The sequence below is a fragment of the Chryseobacterium oryzae genome (assembly GCF_022811665.1).
Taxonomy (GTDB): domain Bacteria; phylum Bacteroidota; class Bacteroidia; order Flavobacteriales; family Weeksellaceae; genus Chryseobacterium; species Chryseobacterium oryzae.
The window spans coordinates 391,596-409,387 of the sequence record NZ_CP094529.1; the positions used below are offsets into that span (position 1 = coordinate 391,596).

Genomic DNA, 17,792 nt, shown 5'->3' on the forward strand with positions numbered 1-17,792 from the left:
AATATTTATTGCTATCCAATCTTTGCTGTAAATATTTCATTGGTCATGAAATTATATAATTAATAATTATTATTTTTTGATCGATATTTGAAAAAATAAAAATGTGATTGGATTATAGCGAACTGTTTCAAGTAATATCTATATAAAAAAATGAAAACTATTATCAATACAGAAAATGCTCCTGCTGCAATAGGACCTTATTCTCAAGCAAATTTAGCCAATGGAGTTTTGTATATTTCAGGACAGATTCCTGTAGATCCTGCTACCGGAAAGCTCGTTGAAGGCATAGAAAAAGAAACTCATCAGGTAATGAAAAATCTTGAAGCAATTCTTACAAAAGCCGGAATGACTTTTAAAAATGTTGTAAAAGCAACGATATTTCTTAAAAATATGGATGATTTTACAGTAATGAATGACATTTATGCTTCGTATTTGGATGCTGAAAGTTTCCCTGCAAGAGAAACAGTACAGGTGTCTTGTCTTCCGAAAAATGTGGATATAGAAATTTCAATGATTGCTCACCAGGATTAAAAAATGAGTTTTTTAAGAAATACAATTGCGGTTTTGGTTGGTCTTGCTATTGCAGGTCTTATCATAACTCTTGGTATAAGAGCGGTTCCGCAATGGATTACTTTTGAAGCTTTTGCTCCTTTTAAGCATTGGGAAAGCTTTTTGGAAAGCATGAAAAATAATAATACCTTTTTTTGGTTTCTGTTATTTATTTCCGGCTTGGGGACTACTATTGGAGGAGTGGTAACAGCAATTATTGTAAAGTATGCGAAGGTTGCCTATGCTATACTTATAGGTTTTATCATGCTTTTTGTGGCGATGCTGGATGTTATTATTTTCCCTTATCACCCTACATTCTACAAAATTTCAATATTTTTAGTCTTTTTTCCTTTTGCATGGATGGGTGGAAAAATCGTTGAGGTAATTTATGAAAGAAAGAAAAAAAGGCAAATAGCCCATAAAATAAATGAGTAATTCTAGTTACTTTAAATAACAAAAAACAGTCTTTCAGGACTGTTTTTTTTATATGATGTTATTCAAGAAATTTAAATTGATATTTTTTTAAGAAGTAAGATTAAATAGAGCTATTCTGTAACCTTTCATCCCAAAACCAGACAAAATCCCATCTGTATTGGCAGCCGTAACAGATTTCTGACGAAATTCTTCACGTTTGTAAATGTTACTGATATGAACTTCTGTTTTGGGCTTCTGAATATTTTTCAGACAGTCAGCAATAGCATAAGAATAATGAGTAAAAGCACCAGGATTAATGATTAAAGCATCAAAATCGTTTTCCTGCATACGGTTAATGAGTTCTCCTTCTATATTAGACTGAAAATAATCAATTTCATGATTAGAAAATTCAATTTTTAGATTTTTTAAATAATCTTCCATAGAAATACTCCCATAAATATCGGGTTCTCTAGTTCCTAAAAGATTAAGATTGGGGCCGTTAACGATTAGAATTTTCATTTGAGGAAAGAATTTTGATTATTTTTTTATTGATAAAGATGTTTCTGCAAATATAATGACATTCATCATTACAGCCTCAAAATACGGAAATTGAATAGTATATTTGTACTAAAGATTTTTATTGTTGAAGTTCTTCATGTCTTTTTTCATAGTTTTTACCATCGCAATTCGTCCGGTTTTGCCATTGGTTAATTATGTGGTGAATTACGATTATATTGTCAAAAATCTTTGTGAAAACCGAACTGTCGAAAATTCTTATTGTAAAGGTAAATGTTACGTTGCAAGAGAGTTTTCTAAAACAGAAAAGCAGAACAATAATAATCAGAATATTAAGATTGCAGGTTTAGACGCATTTGTTTCCAGTGATATTTTTACTTGTTCTAATGTACAGTATTTTGAGCTTTCTGTTAAAAATCTATTTTCATCGGGAAATAGGTTTTACGATTCCGAATATTTTTCAAGAATATTTCATCCTCCTTTAGGGTAGATATTTTCATCTCTTTTTCAGCCTTTTAATTTATTTTAATAATCACTAAACGATTTTCTGTTTAGAATTTTCGGTGTGCATTATTTTAGTATTAAATTTGGTTGATAAACATTTTTTAAATCTAAACAATTCGTAATTTTCAAATCTAAATAAAATGAAATCAAAAATTTTATTCACAGCATTATTGTCGATATCATTGTTTGCTTGTGCGCAAGAAACTCCAAAAGTAAAACAGAAAAAAAATAATAAATCTGCCAAAACAGAAACTAAAACCGTAAAATTTGCCAATGCAGAAGATCCTATCTGCCACATGAAAACCGAAAGTACAATGAAAGATACCGCAGTGTACAAAAATAAGACCTACGGTTTCTGCAGCAGCTATTGCAAAGATGAATTCAAGAAAAATCCGGAAAAGTATGTCCAAAAATAGTCAACCGGGCAATAGTAAAAGAAAAATAATTATTCCTATTGTTATTATTGCTTTGCTTTTTGTAGGCATTGGTCTTGGGATGAGCTATTTTAAAAAGAGTCTTTACACTGTGATGAAAGTTCCCGATTTTCAACTTACAGATCAGAATAATAAGCAGATAAGCAATAAAGATATGCTTGGTAAAGTGTATTTGGTAGAATTTTTCTTCAGTAAATGCCCAACAATCTGCCCTGTAATGAATACCAATATGCGGGCAATTGAAGATGAAATTAATAATAAAGACTTTGGGATAATTTCCATTAGTATTGATCCTGAAAATGATACTCCTAAAGCATTAAGTGAACATGCTAAAAGAATTGGTGTAAAATCTCCAAATTGGCATTTTCTCACTGGTAATAGAGATTATATTGGTAAATTGGCTGATGAGTTTGATATTTATGTTGGAGATAAAGAAAATGAAGGTGAAAAACTCAATCACAGTGGGATGATTGCTTTAGTGGACCAACAGGGAAATATCCGCTGCAGATACAATAAAAATAATATGCCGATTCTTTATTATTCTGGACTTAACTATGAAGATCCCGAAGGAAATAATCCAAAACTCAATGGAAAATATCATCCTGACAGAGAAATTTTAATTGAAGATATTAAGAAATTATTGGAATGATTTTGGATGATCAATTCAATGTTACATTTTGTTATGTAATTGTCTGATTGTCAATTTAATTATAAAACTATAAAATAAAGATATGAAAGTTTTTAAAATCGCTGCCCTTGCTGCAGTTATGACCGCTCAGTTTGCTTTCTCACAATTTAAGCAGACTCCGTTACCTTATGCTTACGATGCTTTGGAAGGAAATATTGATGCCAAAACAATGGAGATTCATTATTCTAAACATGCTGCAGCTTATGTTAATAATCTTAATAAAGCCATTGCGGGAACTCCGCAGGAAAAGCAGACTATGTTTCAAATCCTTTCCAACGTGTCAAAATTAAGTCCGGCGGTAAGAAATAACGCTGGAGGACATTATAACCACGAACTTTTCTGGACTGTTCTTACTCCGCAAAAAAATACACAGCCATCTGCAAAGCTTTCTAAAGCAATTAATGATGCATTTGGTAGTATGGAAGCTTTTAAAGAGAAAATGAGCAAAGCCGGAGCAGACCGTTTTGGATCTGGATGGGCATGGCTTTCTGTAGATAAAAAAGGAAAGTTATTTGTTTCTTCAACGCCTAACCAAGATAATCCTTTAATGGATGTGGTGGAAGAAAAAGGAACTCCTATCTTCGGAATTGATGTTTGGGAACATGCATATTACCTAAAATATCAAAATAAAAGAGCAGACTATCTTACTGCCATTTGGAATGTTACCAACTGGAATGAAATCAGTAAGAGATATGATGAGGCTCTAAGTAAGAAGTAGTACTCTGAAAAATAAAATACAGCATACATTCAGATTTGATGGTTTTAAACTATTAAATATTGATTTGTATGCTGTATTTTTTTTATATCTTTTGTAAATATTTCTATTATATCATTAATTCAAAATAAAGATGCATCGCATATTTAAAATAAAGTCTATCCAAATTTTTTCAGTAATATTATTGTTTTCTTTTGCGTTTGTAAAAAGCCAGAATTCTGTTGTTGTAGATGTTTCTAAAACATATAAGAAAGAGAGTATTGCCGGTTTTTTGCATTTGAATAATATTGAAACATTAGATAATGATATTAAAGCTCTGAAACCGAAGTTCTGGAGATTTGGTAATTATATGTTTAAATCTCAAGAAAGAAAGGATATTATTTCTGGGCTAATTTCCAGAAAAATACAGCCAATTCTTATCATGAGCGATTTATGTATCTATAAAACCCTGAATGAAAATTCTACAGACGGAAATAGAATTTTACCGTATAGCGATCCTAAAAGCTATGAAGCTTTTGTAAGAAAAATGTACGCCGAGAACGGAAATACTGTTATTTACGATATTTGGAATGAACCCGATACTGGTTTTTGGTCGGGAACTAAAGAGCAGTTTTTTTTAGCTTTTAAAAAAGCTCATGATATCATAAGAAGTATGCCTGGTGGTAAAGATGCTGTAATTATGGGACCTAGTTGCTCTAGATTTTACAAAGAATTTATTGAAGATTTTTTAACTTTTTGTGAGAAAAATAATGTTGTTGTAGATATTTTAGCTTGGCATGAAGGCGGAGTTATTTCTGATATTAAAGAAATGAAGGCGAATATAAATTTTGCAAAAGAAGTTTGGCTTAATCAATTTAAAAAGCTGAAAATAAAAGAAATCTATATTCCTGAAATTATTGGTGAAAGTGTTCAGTTCAGTCCATTAGCTGTTCTTTCTTTTCTCAATACTTTTGAGGAAGGTGGAGTTAGTGGAGCGTGCAAAACTTGTCACGATAACCCGGCAGAAATTGGCGGTAACAGTTGCTTTAATAATTCTATGGACGGTCTGCTTATGCCGAACGGAAAACCAAGGTCGGTTTGGTTTGCATACAAGTTATATGCAGAAAGTCTAGATAATAGATTTAAATTAATTACTAAAAATGAGAACTTTTCTGTAATTGGTTATTATCTAAACAAAAATAAGTCTGTAAATATACTCATTGGCAATACTTCAGGATCAAATAAAGATCTTAATTTAAGTTTAAAAAATATCGATGTTAAAAAATATTTTTCGGGAAAAAGAAAACTACATTATAATCTATACTTGATTGAAGACACTAAAGAAAAAGAATTGAAATCTCCCCAACTTAAACAATCTGAATTCGTTTCCGTTAAGAACGGTATCATTAATATTAATCTGAAAAATATTGAGAGTAACGGTATTCTGGTATTAGAGTTGAAATAAAGATTATGTGGAAATTATATAATTACAACACCTTTTTTGAAGCATTTTTCTTATATTAAAATAAACCAAATTGTTAGAGTTTAACTCAATCAATAAATAAAATGCTCTAATCTCAAATCATAAACAAAAAAAGGATTGTTATTAAAAATAACAATCCTTTTTTGTAGCCCGTAGGGGAATCGAACCCCTCTTACCAGAATGAAAATCTGAGGTCCTAACCGATAGACGAACGGGCCCTCTATCTTCCATAATCCTAAAATTATGTGTTAGATTTTGTTTTTATAAGTATCAACTCTTAAAATTAGTAGCCCGTAGGGGAATCGAACCCCTCTTACCAGAATGAAAATCTGAGGTCCTAACCGATAGACGAACGGGCCTACTATATAATTACGCTAAATTATTAACGTGCTTAGTTAATTTGCTTTTTAAGTTAGCTGCTTTATTCTTGTGAATAATGTTTTTCTTTGCTAACTTATCCAATAAAGAGATAACTTTTGGCAATTGCTCAGATGCAGCTGCTTTGTTTTCTTCATTTCTCAAGACTTTCATTGCAGTTCTTGCAGTCTTGTGATAGTATCTGTTACGAACTTTTCTAACTTCGTTTTGTCTTATTCTCTTAAGTGCTGATTTATGATTTGCCATATCGTTCAAATGTGAGTGCAAATTTATAAACTTATTTGTTACCCACCAAATTTATTTTTAACTTTTTTTAATTTTCTTTAAATTTCTTCCGAAAGGTACTTTTTAAGCTTATCTAACGCCTGTTGTACTTTAATATTTTCGGTTTCTTTGTCTATTTTTTTGATGATATTATCCAGCATAATCATCGCATTGTTCCATTCTCCGGTAGAGTTGGAAAATGTGAGACCATCTATGGTAACTTCAAAAACGCTTCTCTCACCATTCCTATAAAGTCTGAAACTAATTCTTTCATCGCTGCCTGTGATTCCTTCCGTACTAGTTTTTAAATCATAACTTTTTGGGTTTGAGCGAATTTTATTAAAAAGCAGCTTGGCTTCCTGAATTTTCAAATCCGGCATGATATAAATTTTTAGCCTGAAAAGGAGTCTGAGATAATTTTAAATTGGTTTTTAAAAAATTTAAAAGAACATCGTAATCTCTCCTTTAAGGAGTTGCAAATGTAATACTTTTACGAAATCAAACAAAAAAATATTGTAAACAGAGTGAAAATCGTTCAAAAACTTTAAAATTTGGGTGTTCATGTACATTTATTTTAATCTATCCGGGTTTTGTTTCAGAAAGCTTTCCCAACCCGAATACGATTTGGTATCCGATAAACTTCCGGAGTTGAAGTGATGACAAACCGCTACCGCCAATCCATCCGATGCATCCAGATATTTGGTCGGGAATTCTTTTAGATTTAAAAGGTTTTGAAGCATCCCGGCTACCTGTTCTTTGCTGGCATTTCCGTTGCCGGTAATTGCCATTTTTATTTTTTTGGGAGAATATTCGGTAATGGGAATGTTTCTGTGTAAACTTGCCGCCATCGCAACTCCCTGAGCTCTTCCTAATTTGAGCATAGATTGTACATTTTTGCCGTAAAATGGTGCTTCCAAAGCCACTTCGTCGGGATGGAATTCGTCAATCAGGGCTAAAGTTTTATCAAAAATATATTTCAGCTTAGTTTCGTGATTGGGATATTTCTTTAAAATCAATTCATGGATGGAAATCATTTCCATTTTTCCTTTTATTACCGAAATCAGTCCGAAACCCATTACAGCAGTTCCGGGATCTATGCCTAAAATTATTTTTTCTGTTGAAACCATTAATGCAAAGATACTGTTTTGAATTTTTTTCTCTGAATTTTCGAATACATAAGAAAATTATGCATAGATTTGTAAGGTATTGTTTGAAGAATGAAAAAGAACAGTCTTTATAAAGGAACGCTCCAGAATATTATTTTAAAACTGCTTTCAAAAGAAGTTAAAATGTATGGGTATCAAATTACGCAGCGTGCAAAAGAATTAACGGAAGGTGAGCTGGAAATGACTGAAGGAGCATTATATCCATTACTACATAAACTGGAAGCAGACGGAATTATCACTTCTGAAGTGAAGGAAATAAACGGAAGAAGCAGAAAATATTACTTGCTTACCGAGAAAGGGAAAAAGCAGCAGGCAACTCAGGAAGACGAAATGAGATCTTATTTGTTTAATCTGAAAACTATTTTCGATATATGATTTCTTCTGAACAAAAATTGCAGATTGAGCAGTATTTAATTTCTAAAAACCTTTCTTTAGATATTTTGCTGGAAATAAAAGATCACATCATTTTGCAGGTGGAAGATTGTATGTGCAGTAATACAGTTAATTTTGATGAAGCTTTTTCAAAAGTTAAAGAAATTTGGGAAAATAATCTAACTCCAACAACCTACTGGTTTTTTTATGGCAGACAAAAAATGCCTAAAATCGCAAAAACTATTATTAAGAATAAATTTCAGCCAATTATTATACAATCTTTACTTATTGGATCGTTGTTTTTTGTATTGAGCCTTGTAATGGTTTTCTTTGCGGATAGTCTGGAAACGTACAGAATTTATTATATAGTATCCAATTCTTTATTATTATCCATTCCGATAATTCTTTTTTGTCTGAATTTTAAATACATCAACTACTTTAAAAAGAGTTTTGTTTATAAAGGAAGAATTAATTATTCGTTTTATCAGCAGAATCTCATTTTAATGGTAGTTTGCTCAATGGGACAAATTCAAAGTCTGATTAAAGGGGGAGATTTATTATATCATTTTTTTATTTCAGGAAAAGATGTTTCAGTTTTTGTGCTCATTGCAATTTCTTTATATAGATTCAGCCTTATTGTTTTATTTGTTTTCGGAATTATAAATTTTTTAGAACATAAAAGAACATTAAAGCAATTACAGATTTTAAACTAAATATAAGCATGGAAAAAAATGAAATTCTCGAAGTGCAGAATTATCTTAAAAAAAGGATAGTAAACCATACCATATTAATTGAAGTGTATGATCATTTTATCATGCAAATTTCAGATTTGATGAAAAATGGGATTGGTTTTCAACAGGCATTTACTCAGGTGAAAATAAAGTGGGAACATGAGCTTGAAATGGTTCCGTTAAGTTTATTTTCATTTAGAAAAATATCCAGAATAGAAAAGAAATCTTTGGGCAGTAAATATCGTAAAATTACCACTAACTCTATTTTAATAACCTTATTGGCTGCGATTTTAAACTATATAAATCCTGATTTTCTTGTGGTGATGGTAATGATTTTGGCAGGTTTATGCTTTTTGGTTTTACTCTATAATTTTTTGTTCAAAAAAATGAGTATAAAGGAGTATATGCAGCTTTCTTATCACCCTTTAATTGTAAGAAATATGCTTTTTGGGGTTTTGGTATTTTCAATTGTGTATTTTGTGAGTAAAAATAGATTTTTCTGGGAAAGTTCTTATAATCAGCTTTTCTTGGTTTTTGCGGTGTGCGTTCAAATACAACTGCTTTTTATGAGGACACAAAAATTAAATATTGCAATCGTATGACTATAGAAGAAAAAACTGAAGTAAGAAATTATCTAATTGCTAAAAAACTTCCTGTGGATTTGCTTATGGAGGTGGAAGATCATTTTGTAAGTCAAATTAATCATCTTCAATCTGAAAAAAATCTTTCATTTAATGATGCATTCAATGCTGCTATTATTTCCTGGCATGATGATTTAAAATTGAAGTGGGATGGAAATTTTTCGTTGGAAGATACTTCAGACTTTATTAAAAAATCGGCAAATAATAAAATTTATCCGGTTTTTAAACAGGCAGTTTGGGTGGCATTTGCAACTTCGGGTTTTATTTGGATGGTTTCTGTTATAATTCCATTTTATATATTTCATGTGTTGTTTTGCTTATTTATAATATCACTTGTGACGATACCGATACTTATTTTTTGGCAAAATAGAAAACTATATAAAGATTTGGGACGTTTTCAGACTTTGCCTATTTCACCTTATCAATCTTTAGGGAGGTTGTTCTTTTTTCCGGTTTCTTTTTTATGGACTTTCAGTTTTGGCTTAGAAATAGACAGTGGATTCATGAGTTCGTTATCTTCAAAAGACATCGCTGCTAAAGTTATACTCTTTCTATTTATTTACTTTGAAGTAATTGTAATTGTGTTTCAGCAGAAATACATTAAAACAATGAAGAATGTTTATCCTTATATTCAAGAGAATTTTTAGAAATAAAATAATAAGAGAAATTTTTAAATGGCTAAAAACATACTTTAGATTTGCTTGTTGAGATTGGATATCATTTTGGCTAAGTTTAATTTTCAGAAAATTCAAGCTGAGAAAACATAAAAGAGATGTGATTTTATTTATCCTTTTTTGAAATCAATTTTTAAGTTTACGGTGCAGTTTCTAAAATATCAGCAATTTCTTTAATCTTTTTATGAACTGAAAAAGAGGAAGATTTGCCTTTTTCCTCATCAGCAAGATTGGATAGAATAATAATAGAAGTTTTCGTTTTGGGATAATAAATATTGAGTGATGGTGCACCTTTTACATATCCACTGTGGAAGTAGGAGAGTGGTAGATGATTATTCGTCATAATACCCAATCCATAACCCATTGTTCCGAAAATAGGATGCTTTCTTTCTGTACTTTTTTGCATGAATTTTTTTAAAGTTTCTGCACCGATAATTTTTCCGCTATACAAAGCGTTATTCCAAATGTGTAAATCATCAACAGTAGATAAGACGCCGCCTGCGGGAATTCCGATTTCCTTATTGGCTAATCTTTTGGGCATGCCATTCACTATTTTCTGCGTTTTATGATTTCCAATGTAGGTATGAGCAAAATTTTTTCCGTTGAAGGAAGTTCCTGTAAAAGAATTTTTCATTCCGGCTTTTTCGAATAATTCTAGCATATTTTCATCGAAAGATTTTCCGGAAACAGTTTCTATTATCTTACCTAATGCATTGTAACCGTCATTAGAATAGTTGAATCCTGAGCCGTTTTGAAAAACAAGCTTTTCTCCAAAATTATTTAATCCTGAACTGTGGTTTAAAAGCTGGCGAATAGAAATGTTTTCATATTCTGTGGTCTTGAAATCTTTAAGATATTTCGAAACTTTATCATCGAGTGTAATTTTTCCTTGTTCTACTTGTAGTAATATCAAAACTGCGGTAAACTGTTTGCTGATTGATGCTATGGAAAATATGGTGGAATTGTTGATTTTATTTTTAGTTTCAAAATCTGAATAGCCTCTATTTTTACGATATAATTCTATGCTGTCTTTAAAAATTCCTATACTTCCATTAAAGTGGTATTTATTAACAACAGAATCTATTTGCGATGAGTATATTTTTTGCTGATAAGCATTAACCGCAGAATCGGCGATATTTTTTTTGTTATAAATTTCGGAATTTTCGACCTTTTGACAGGAAAATAAAAATATAAATAAAGAAACCAAGGCAAGGGAGAATTTCATAAGGTGTTTTTACTTTCTCTAAAATAAGAAAAAGTTTATAATTCAGAAATTCAGGGTAATTCAAAGTTGTTTTGTAATCAAAAAGCCAGATAATTTTTATCAGGTTTACTTACCTGGTTTACCGTAATTATTATTCCAGTCAATTTCAATTTTTGTTGCGTCCTGCTTTTTCTGTAATGCTTCAGTATTTTTAGTCATTTCGCTTTTTTCAGAAGTATTTGCTGTAGTACCACAAGAATTTAGAAAACAAATAAAATAGAGTGAGATTGCAATTGTAATTAGCTTTTTCATAGATCATTTTTAACGGATACTAATAAACAAAAAACCTCAAAGGAAATTCTCTGAGGTCTATTTACAATTATGTAAAACATTTAGTAGTCAATAATTGGCTACGGCCCTGCCGTTACATATTTCTTCTATATTTACCGCCTACTTCAAAAAGCGCATTGGTAATTTGTCCAAGCGAACAATATTTTACAGCGTCCATCATCACCTCAAATAAGTTTTGCTGATTAATGGCGGCGTGTTGTAGCGTTTTAAGTGCTTCTTCAGATTTTGCTTCATTGGCTTTTTGAAAATTGTGCAAAGTTTCGATCTGAGCTTGCTTTTCCTCCTCAGTCGAGCGGATCACTTCCCCCGGAAGTACCGTTGGCGAACCATCTTTTCCTAAAAAGGTATTCACACCGATAATTGGATATTCTCCGGTGTGTTTCAGCCATTCGTAATGCATCGATTCTTCCTGGATTTTAGAACGCTGATACATTGTTTCCATCGCGCCCAAAACACCGCCTCTTTCGGTAATTCTGTCGAACTCTGCATAAACAGCTTCTTCCACCAAATCGGTTAATTCTTCTATAATAAATGAACCTTGCAACGGATTTTCGTTTTTCGCTAAGCCTAATTCTTTATTGATAATTAACTGAATTGCCATTGCTCGTCGCACAGATTGTTCAGTCGGTGTAGTAATCGCCTCGTCATAAGCATTCGTGTGCAAAGAATTACAGTTGTCGTAAATCGCATACAATGCTTGAAGCGTTGTTCTGATATCGTTAAAATCAATTTCCTGAGCGTGAAGCGAACGTCCAGAGGTCTGGATATGATATTTTAACATCTGACTTCTTTCATCGGCGCCGTATTTCAGTTTCATGGCTTTTGCCCAGATTCTTCTCGCCACACGTCCGATAACCGAATATTCTGGGTCAATACCGTTGGAAAAGAAGAAGGAAAGGTTTGGTGCAAAATCATTGATATCCATCCCTCTTGACAGATAATATTCAACATACGTGAAACCATTTGCCAAAGTAAATGCCAACTGGGAAACCGGATTGGCACCCGCTTCTGCAATGTGATACCCGGAAATAGAAACTGAGTAGAAGTTTCTTACTTTTTCTTTGATGAAATATTCTTGAACGTCACCCATTAATCTCAAAGCAAATTCAGTTGAGAAAATACAAGTGTTTTGTGCTTGATCTTCTTTTAAAATATCAGCCTGCACCGTTCCGCGGACGGTTGCGATGGTTTTAGCCTTAATTTCTGCATAAGCATTGGCAGGGATCACTTCATCACCCGTTATGCCCAATAATTTTAAGCCTAAACCATTATTAGAAGGAGGCAATTCGCCGTTATATTTTGGTCTTTCTAAACCTTTGTCGTCAAATTTTGCTTTTAAAACAGCTTCAACTTTAGCTTCTAAATGATGTTCAGTAATGTATTTTTCAACATTCTGGTCGATGGCAGCATTCATAAAAAATGCCAACAGCATCGGAGCTGGTCCATTAATCGTCATCGATACTGACGTCAATGCATTTACCAAATCAAAACCGGAATACAGTTTTTTTGCATCATCCAGTGTGGCAATCGAAACTCCCGCATTCCCGATTTTACCATAAATATCCGGTGGTAAAGCCGGGTCTTGTCCGTAAAGCGTTACTGAATCGAAAGCCGTAGATAAACGTTTTGCAGGCATTTCTGCAGAAACGTAGTGGAATCTCCTGTTGGTTCTTTCCGGACCACCTTCCCCGGCGAACATTCTCGTTGGATCTTCTCCGGTTCTTTTGAAAGGATAAATCCCTGCGGTGTAAGGGAAGCTCCCCGGGAGATTTTCCTGTCCTTTCCATTGGATGAGGTCGCCCCAATCGTTGTATTTTGGTAACGCAATTTTCGGAATTCTAAGATGAGATAAAGATTCTGTTGAGGTCTCCACTTTAATTTCTTTGCCTCTTACGAAGTAGGAATAAAACTCTTCGTGGAACGCCTTTTTCGTGTCGTCCCAAGTTTTTAGGAAGTCGATATTTTCTTGTTGAAGTTCTTTCTCGGCTTTTTGATATTCGGCGTCTAAAGTTTCGTTGGAAATGATTTTTTTAACCCCATCAATCTGATACATTTTTCGGGCTAACTCCGCTTGTTTTTCAACGTTTTCGTCATACTGTCTGTTGTTTTCAACAATTTCAGAAAGGTAACGGACTCTTTTGGGAGGGATAATCGTTACTTCATCAGTGATTTCTTGTTCGACAAATGTTTTTAAATCCAAATCAGCAAATTTATCATTCACTTTAGACACCAATCTGTTGTATAATTCAGTGGTGCCGTGATCGTTAAACTGCGATGCTTTGGTCGCATAGACTGGCATTTCGTCCAATGGTTGCTCCCATAATAAATGATTTCTTTGGAACTGTTTTCTCACCGCTTGTAGCGCATCCAAAGCGCCCCGTTTATCAGATTTGTTTAGTGCCACCAAATCGGCGTAATCTAACATGTCGATTTTCTCTAACTGCGTAGATGCACCATATTCAGGCGTCATCACATACATAGAAACATCCGAAAAATCAGATACTTCTGAGCCAGATTGTCCGATACCCGAAGTCTCAAGAATGATAACATCTGGATGAGCCAATTTCAATACATTCAAGGCAGAATGAATAAATGGCGAAACCGAAACGTTGTTCTCTCTCGTCGCCATAGAGCGCATGTAAACTCTTGGGTCATTGATGGCGTTCATACGGATTCTGTCTCCCAAAAGTGCGCCTCCGGTTTTCTTTTTAGAAGGATCAATCGAGATAATGGCAATCTTTTTTTCCGGATTTGAGCGGATAAAACGCCTTACCAATTCGTCTGTTAAAGAAGATTTTCCCGCGCCGCCAGTGCCTGTGATACCAATAATTGGGATGTTAAGGTCTTTTGATTTTTCGTTGATGGTAGCTACCAAATCTGGTTTTTCTTCGGAGAAGTTTTCTACCGCAGAGATGATTTTGGCAATACTTGTCGGGTTTTCAAAACTGATGCTGTCCAGATCTTTTGCTTCTACATCTTTGCCTGTGGCAAAGTCCGAGCGGTTTACCAGATCATCAATCATCCCTTGTAATCCGAGTTCGCGACCATCGTCGGGAGAATAAATTCTGTCGATGCCATAATCCATCAGATCTTTAATCTCTTCTGGCAAGATCACGCCGCCACCGCCGCCAAAAATCTTGATTTGTGGCGAGTTTTTTTCTCTCAGAAGATCGTAGATGTATTTAAAATATTCGTTGTGACCACCTTGGTAAGACGTAAGGGCAATGGCATTGGCGTCTTCCTGAATGGCGGTATTCACCACTTCTTCTGCAGATTTGTCGTGACCGAGGTGGATGACTTCGCATCCGGTGCCCTGGATGACACGGCGCATGATATTAATCGCAGCATCGTGCCCATCGAACAACGAGGCGGCTGTAACAATTCTTACTTTATTTTTTGGGGTGTATTTTTGGGTTTCCATAAAAGATTTAGAAAATTTCTTAATTTCCAAATATAATAATAAAATAACAACCTTTATTTTGTTTTTAGTTGTTTGATTGTTTGTGTTTTATATGTTTTGTGAGAATTTGATTATGTATAAATTAATGTGTGTGTTCTGTGGTTTATTATGTTGTTTTATTATTTTAAATTTTCCGGATTAAATTTTTATTTTTGCAATACATTATATTATATGAAAAGAGCATTCGTCTATTTTACATTGGGTACGGTCATCAGTTTTTTAATTAATTATTTATTTGTAGACGGGGAGCATGTTGGGCTGGAAGTATATTATGCTATTGCATTCGGTCTTGCGTGGGGAATGGCTTATTTTTTAGATAATCCAAAATTTTCTTTACTTCAAAAAATGGGTTCTTCATTTGGTGTAATGGCGCTTTTGGTGGTGATAGGAGCACTAATATTCAATCTTGAAAAGGCAATACCATCCATTTTAAAGTTTTCTACTGTTTTTGTTGCTTATTATTTAATCGCAAGCTTTAGGGCAAGTAAATCTTTACGAAACTAAATTTTTTGAGCTTTTCAACTGTAACACAACAGCTTTTAAGAAATTAAAAGCTTCATTTTTAATCAATTTGATTCTAGATAATATCCTTATTATCATTATTTTCAATACTTTAATTGAAAATATATTTTCAGAATAGAAAAATATTTGTACCTTTGCACACCCTTTTAGGGGAAAATTATGTTTAATCTTTAACTAAAACGTGTGAATACATTAAGTTACAAAACTGTTTCAGCGAACAAAGCTACTGCTAATAAAGAATGGGTTGTGGTAGACGCTGAAGGACAACCGTTAGGAAGACTTGCTTCTAAGGTTGCAAAGATTTTGAGAGGTAAGCACAAAGCAAACTTTACACCTCACGTAGATTGTGGTGATAATGTTATTGTTTTGAATGCTGGGAAAGTAACCCTTTCCGGAAACAAGTGGAACGATAAGACTTATATCTGGCATACAGGGTATCCTGGTGGTCAAAAGTCTATGACAGCTGCAGAACTTCAGAAAAAAGATTCTTTAAAAGTATTGGAAAAATCTGTAAAAGGTATGCTTCCAAAAAACAGATTAGGATCTGCATTGTTGAAGAATCTTTATTTATATGAAGGAACTGAACACAAGCACGAAGCTCAACAGCCAAAAACAATTAATGTTAACGAAATTAAATAATTAATTATGTCTATAGTTCACAAAATTGGTAGAAGAAAAACTTCTGTAGCAAGAGTTTATGTAAAACCAGGTGCTGGTAACATTACGGTAAACGGTAAAGATGCTAAAGAATATTTCTCTACAGACGTTATGGTTTACAAATTGAACCAGCCGTTCATCCTTTCTGAAACTGTTGGTCAGTACGATGTTACTGTAAACGTTTTCGGAGGTGGAAATACAGGTCAGGCTGAAGCTATCAGATTAGGGATTTCTAGAGCTCTTTGCGAAATTAATGCTGAATTCAGATTGGCTTTAAAACCAGCTGGTTTACTTACAAGAGACGCAAGAATGGTGGAAAGAAAGAAGCCAGGTCAGAAAAAAGCAAGAAAGAGATTCCAATTCTCAAAACGTTAATTTTTTTCAGACATCAGATTGGAGATGTCAGATTTCAGACCTTTTTTCGTCTGCTATCTTATATCTGAAATCTATTAATCTAATTTTAAAAATTGCCCGTTACGTTTAGCATCCAAACGCTTCTCCCATCTAAAGAAGTTGTTGATTGTTTAAAAAACGGAAAGTAAACTAACAAAAACAGAAAACATGGCAAAAGCAAATGTAAAAGACCTTCTAGAGGCTGGTGTACACTTCGGTCACATGACTAGAAAGTGGAATCCAAATATGGCTCCATACATTTTTATGGAGAAAAACGGTATTCACATTGTAGACTTACATAAAACAGCAGTTAAATTGGATGAAGCTTGTAACGCTTTAGAAAAATTAACTTCTGCAGGTAAAAAAGTTCTTTTCGTAGCTACTAAAAAGCAAGCGAAAGAGGTTGTTGCAAAACACGCTGCTGAACTTAATATGCCTTATATTACAGAAAGATGGCCAGGAGGTATGTTAACAAACTTTGTTACTATCAGAAAGGCTGTAAAGAAAATGAACGCTATCGACAAAATGAAAAAAGACGGTACGTTCGAAACTTTATCTAAAAAAGAAAGATTACAAGTAGACAGACAAAGAGCTAACTTAGAGAAAAACTTAGGTTCTATCTCAGACATGGTTCGTCTTCCTTCTGCAATCTTTGTTGTAGATATCATGAGAGAACATATCGCTGTAACTGAAGCTAAGAAATTAGGTATTCCAGTTTTCGGTATTGTTGATACTAACTCTGATCCTAGAAAAGTTGATTTCGTTATCCCAGGAAACGATGATGCTTCTAAATCTATTGATATGATTTTGAACGTTGTTTCAGACTCTATCAAAGAAGGTCAGTCTCAAAGAAAAGCTGATAAAGAAAAATCTAAAGAAGAAGGAGAAGTAGTTTCTGCTGATAAAGATGCAGATTTCGATTCTGCTGAATAATTAAGATTTATCTTTAAAATAAGTAAAACCGCTGAATTTCAGCGGTTTTTTTATGGATTAAGCTCTTCTTTTAGATTTGGATGTATTCCTTTTTTTAACTGTGCTTTTTAAATTTGGCGATTTTTCTAATCTGTCTATATTTTCATTATATCCAGGGTTGTTCAAAACCATAATAAAGCTTTTATTGATTTCTTTTTTGTTTTGATACATTACATCGCAAAGACTTCCCGATAAGCTGTAATTATCTTTATTTACTACAATAGAATTCTCTCCTTTAGAAGGAACGGGTAAATTATAAAATTTTTTCCCCGAAATTTCTAGGACCAAATTACAGTCAGAATTATTTTTAATAAGAAGAATAACCTCATTACTATTAATATCTTTATTAAATAATGTATTCAGAAGTTTTACTGTTTTTTCTTGGTGCTCCTCTGGAGTTTCCGCCATCAGTTTTCGGAAAAGTTCATCTCTTGCCTCTGTATTTTTTTTCGCAGAAGCTAAGTCTGGCAGATTAAAAAAAAGCGGTCTTGCTTCCATAGGCTTGGCATCTTTTCTTCCCTTTGTCCATTCTGTATTTTTAATGGCAATAAGATGTTGCTTCAGAATTCTGCGTTTAGGATCTTCAGGATGTGCCTGAGACAAATATTTTTCTATTTCCTGAATGTTATTGCTTTTCAAAATCTCTTCATTAGCCGAGTTGGAAGCACATGAAGAAATAAAAAGACCGAATACAATAGCCAATAACCAATTTTTCCTCATTAAAA

At 33.2% G+C, this 17,792-nt stretch carries 23 protein-coding genes and 2 tRNA genes; 15 read left to right on the top strand and 10 right to left on the bottom strand.

Annotation, left to right across the window (positions count from 1 at the left end):
• The first annotated feature begins 150 nt into the window (after positions 1-150).
• A complete protein-coding gene (locus MTP08_RS01845) occupies positions 151-531 on the top strand; it encodes a RidA family protein (RefSeq protein ID WP_243576815.1) in 381 nt (126 codons plus the stop codon).
• Between the two features lie 3 nt (positions 532-534).
• A complete protein-coding gene (locus tag MTP08_RS01850) occupies positions 535-984 on the top strand; it encodes a hypothetical protein (protein WP_243576816.1) in 450 nt (149 codons plus the stop codon).
• Between the two features lie 87 nt (positions 985-1,071).
• Here MTP08_RS01850 and MTP08_RS01855 read toward each other — a convergent pair whose 3' ends face one another.
• A complete protein-coding gene (locus tag MTP08_RS01855; protein WP_243576817.1) occupies positions 1,072-1,482 on the bottom strand; it encodes a type II 3-dehydroquinate dehydratase in 411 nt (136 codons plus the stop codon).
• A gap of 136 nt (positions 1,483-1,618) precedes the next feature.
• On the opposite strand from MTP08_RS01855, the gene MTP08_RS01860 reads away from it, so the two are divergent.
• The 5 genes from MTP08_RS01860 to MTP08_RS01880 all read left to right on the top strand — a co-directional run bounded on the left by MTP08_RS01860 (position 1,619) and on the right by MTP08_RS01880 (position 5,264).
• Positions 1,619-1,969 (top strand): hypothetical protein, encoded by a 351-nt coding sequence (locus tag MTP08_RS01860; protein ID WP_243576818.1) that lies wholly within the window; start codon positions 1,619-1,621, stop codon positions 1,967-1,969.
• Positions 1,970-2,123: 154 nt separating this feature from the next.
• Entirely contained in the window at positions 2,124-2,399 is a 276-nt protein-coding gene (locus tag MTP08_RS01865; RefSeq protein ID WP_243576819.1) for a YHS domain-containing protein, read from the top strand.
• Complete coding sequence (locus MTP08_RS01870; RefSeq protein WP_243576820.1) at positions 2,386-3,066, top strand: SCO family protein; 681 nt, start codon at positions 2,386-2,388, stop codon at positions 3,064-3,066. Before MTP08_RS01865 ends, MTP08_RS01870 begins: the two co-directional genes overlap by 14 nt.
• Before the next feature lie 82 nt (positions 3,067-3,148).
• Positions 3,149-3,823: a superoxide dismutase gene (locus MTP08_RS01875; protein WP_317233004.1), complete on the top strand. Its 675-nt coding sequence runs from the start codon at positions 3,149-3,151 to the stop codon at positions 3,821-3,823.
• 130 nt (positions 3,824-3,953) lie between these two features.
• Positions 3,954-5,264, top strand: coding sequence for a GH39 family glycosyl hydrolase (locus tag MTP08_RS01880; RefSeq protein ID WP_243576821.1), 1,311 nt, complete (start codon positions 3,954-3,956; stop codon positions 5,262-5,264).
• Positions 5,265-5,428: 164 nt separating this feature from the next.
• Here the strand turns inward: MTP08_RS01880 and MTP08_RS01885 are convergent.
• The 5 genes from MTP08_RS01885 to ruvC form a co-directional block, all read right to left on the bottom strand.
• Positions 5,429-5,500 (bottom strand) — tRNA-Glu (locus tag MTP08_RS01885).
• Between the two features lie 69 nt (positions 5,501-5,569).
• Positions 5,570-5,641: transfer RNA gene (locus tag MTP08_RS01890), tRNA-Glu, on the bottom strand.
• A gap of 10 nt (positions 5,642-5,651) precedes the next feature.
• The gene (gene rpsT, locus MTP08_RS01895) at positions 5,652-5,906 is read right to left on the bottom strand and encodes a 30S ribosomal protein S20 (protein ID WP_209389197.1); all 255 of its coding nucleotides are present in this window, start codon (positions 5,904-5,906) and stop codon (positions 5,652-5,654) included.
• A gap of 77 nt (positions 5,907-5,983) precedes the next feature.
• Complete coding sequence (locus MTP08_RS01900; protein WP_209389198.1) at positions 5,984-6,304, bottom strand: hypothetical protein; 321 nt, start codon at positions 6,302-6,304, stop codon at positions 5,984-5,986.
• Between the two features lie 189 nt (positions 6,305-6,493).
• Entirely contained in the window at positions 6,494-7,051 is a 558-nt protein-coding gene (gene ruvC / locus MTP08_RS01905) for a crossover junction endodeoxyribonuclease RuvC (protein WP_209389199.1), read from the bottom strand.
• A gap of 90 nt (positions 7,052-7,141) precedes the next feature.
• Between ruvC and MTP08_RS01910 the strand changes: the two genes are divergently transcribed.
• The 4 genes from MTP08_RS01910 to MTP08_RS01925 are packed head-to-tail and all read left to right on the top strand — an operon-like array spanning position 7,142 to position 9,481.
• Positions 7,142-7,465, top strand: coding sequence for a PadR family transcriptional regulator (locus tag MTP08_RS01910; protein ID WP_243576822.1), 324 nt, complete (start codon positions 7,142-7,144; stop codon positions 7,463-7,465).
• Positions 7,462-8,175: a hypothetical protein gene (locus tag MTP08_RS01915; protein ID WP_243576823.1), complete on the top strand. Its 714-nt coding sequence runs from the start codon at positions 7,462-7,464 to the stop codon at positions 8,173-8,175. Before MTP08_RS01910 ends, MTP08_RS01915 begins: the two co-directional genes overlap by 4 nt.
• Before the next feature lie 8 nt (positions 8,176-8,183).
• The gene (locus MTP08_RS01920; protein WP_243576824.1) at positions 8,184-8,795 is read left to right on the top strand and encodes a hypothetical protein; all 612 of its coding nucleotides are present in this window, start codon (positions 8,184-8,186) and stop codon (positions 8,793-8,795) included.
• Positions 8,792-9,481 carry a hypothetical protein gene (locus MTP08_RS01925; RefSeq protein WP_243576825.1) on the top strand — a complete coding sequence of 230 codons (690 nt, stop codon included), beginning with the start codon at positions 8,792-8,794 and terminating at the stop codon, positions 9,479-9,481. Before MTP08_RS01920 ends, MTP08_RS01925 begins: the two co-directional genes overlap by 4 nt.
• Positions 9,482-9,647: 166 nt before the next feature.
• Here MTP08_RS01925 and MTP08_RS01930 read toward each other — a convergent pair whose 3' ends face one another.
• The 3 genes from MTP08_RS01930 to MTP08_RS01940 all read right to left on the bottom strand — a co-directional run bounded on the left by MTP08_RS01930 (position 9,648) and on the right by MTP08_RS01940 (position 14,484).
• Complete coding sequence (locus MTP08_RS01930; protein WP_243576826.1) at positions 9,648-10,733, bottom strand: serine hydrolase domain-containing protein; 1,086 nt, start codon at positions 10,731-10,733, stop codon at positions 9,648-9,650.
• A gap of 105 nt (positions 10,734-10,838) precedes the next feature.
• Positions 10,839-11,024, bottom strand: coding sequence for a hypothetical protein (locus tag MTP08_RS01935; RefSeq protein WP_243576827.1), 186 nt, complete (start codon positions 11,022-11,024; stop codon positions 10,839-10,841).
• A gap of 112 nt (positions 11,025-11,136) precedes the next feature.
• Positions 11,137-14,484, bottom strand: a complete 3,348-nt coding sequence (locus tag MTP08_RS01940) for a methylmalonyl-CoA mutase family protein (RefSeq protein WP_243576828.1) — start codon at positions 14,482-14,484, stop codon at positions 11,137-11,139.
• 210 nt (positions 14,485-14,694) lie between these two features.
• On the opposite strand from MTP08_RS01940, the gene MTP08_RS01945 reads away from it, so the two are divergent.
• The 4 genes from MTP08_RS01945 to rpsB all read left to right on the top strand — a co-directional run bounded on the left by MTP08_RS01945 (position 14,695) and on the right by rpsB (position 17,028).
• Positions 14,695-15,027, top strand: a complete 333-nt coding sequence (locus MTP08_RS01945; RefSeq protein ID WP_243576829.1) for a hypothetical protein — start codon at positions 14,695-14,697, stop codon at positions 15,025-15,027.
• Positions 15,028-15,228: 201 nt separating this feature from the next.
• Positions 15,229-15,684, top strand: a complete 456-nt coding sequence (gene rplM, locus MTP08_RS01950) for a 50S ribosomal protein L13 (protein WP_089744155.1) — start codon at positions 15,229-15,231, stop codon at positions 15,682-15,684.
• 6 nt (positions 15,685-15,690) lie between these two features.
• Entirely contained in the window at positions 15,691-16,077 is a 387-nt protein-coding gene (gene rpsI, locus MTP08_RS01955) for a 30S ribosomal protein S9 (protein ID WP_243576830.1), read from the top strand.
• Between the two features lie 186 nt (positions 16,078-16,263).
• Positions 16,264-17,028, top strand: a complete 765-nt coding sequence (gene rpsB / locus MTP08_RS01960) for a 30S ribosomal protein S2 (RefSeq protein ID WP_243576831.1) — start codon at positions 16,264-16,266, stop codon at positions 17,026-17,028.
• Positions 17,029-17,085: 57 nt separating this feature from the next.
• On the opposite strand, the gene MTP08_RS01965 is transcribed toward rpsB, so the two are convergent.
• Positions 17,086-17,787, bottom strand: coding sequence for a DUF6759 domain-containing protein (locus tag MTP08_RS01965; RefSeq protein ID WP_243576832.1), 702 nt, complete (start codon positions 17,785-17,787; stop codon positions 17,086-17,088).
• Between the last annotated feature and the right edge of the window lie 5 nt (positions 17,788-17,792).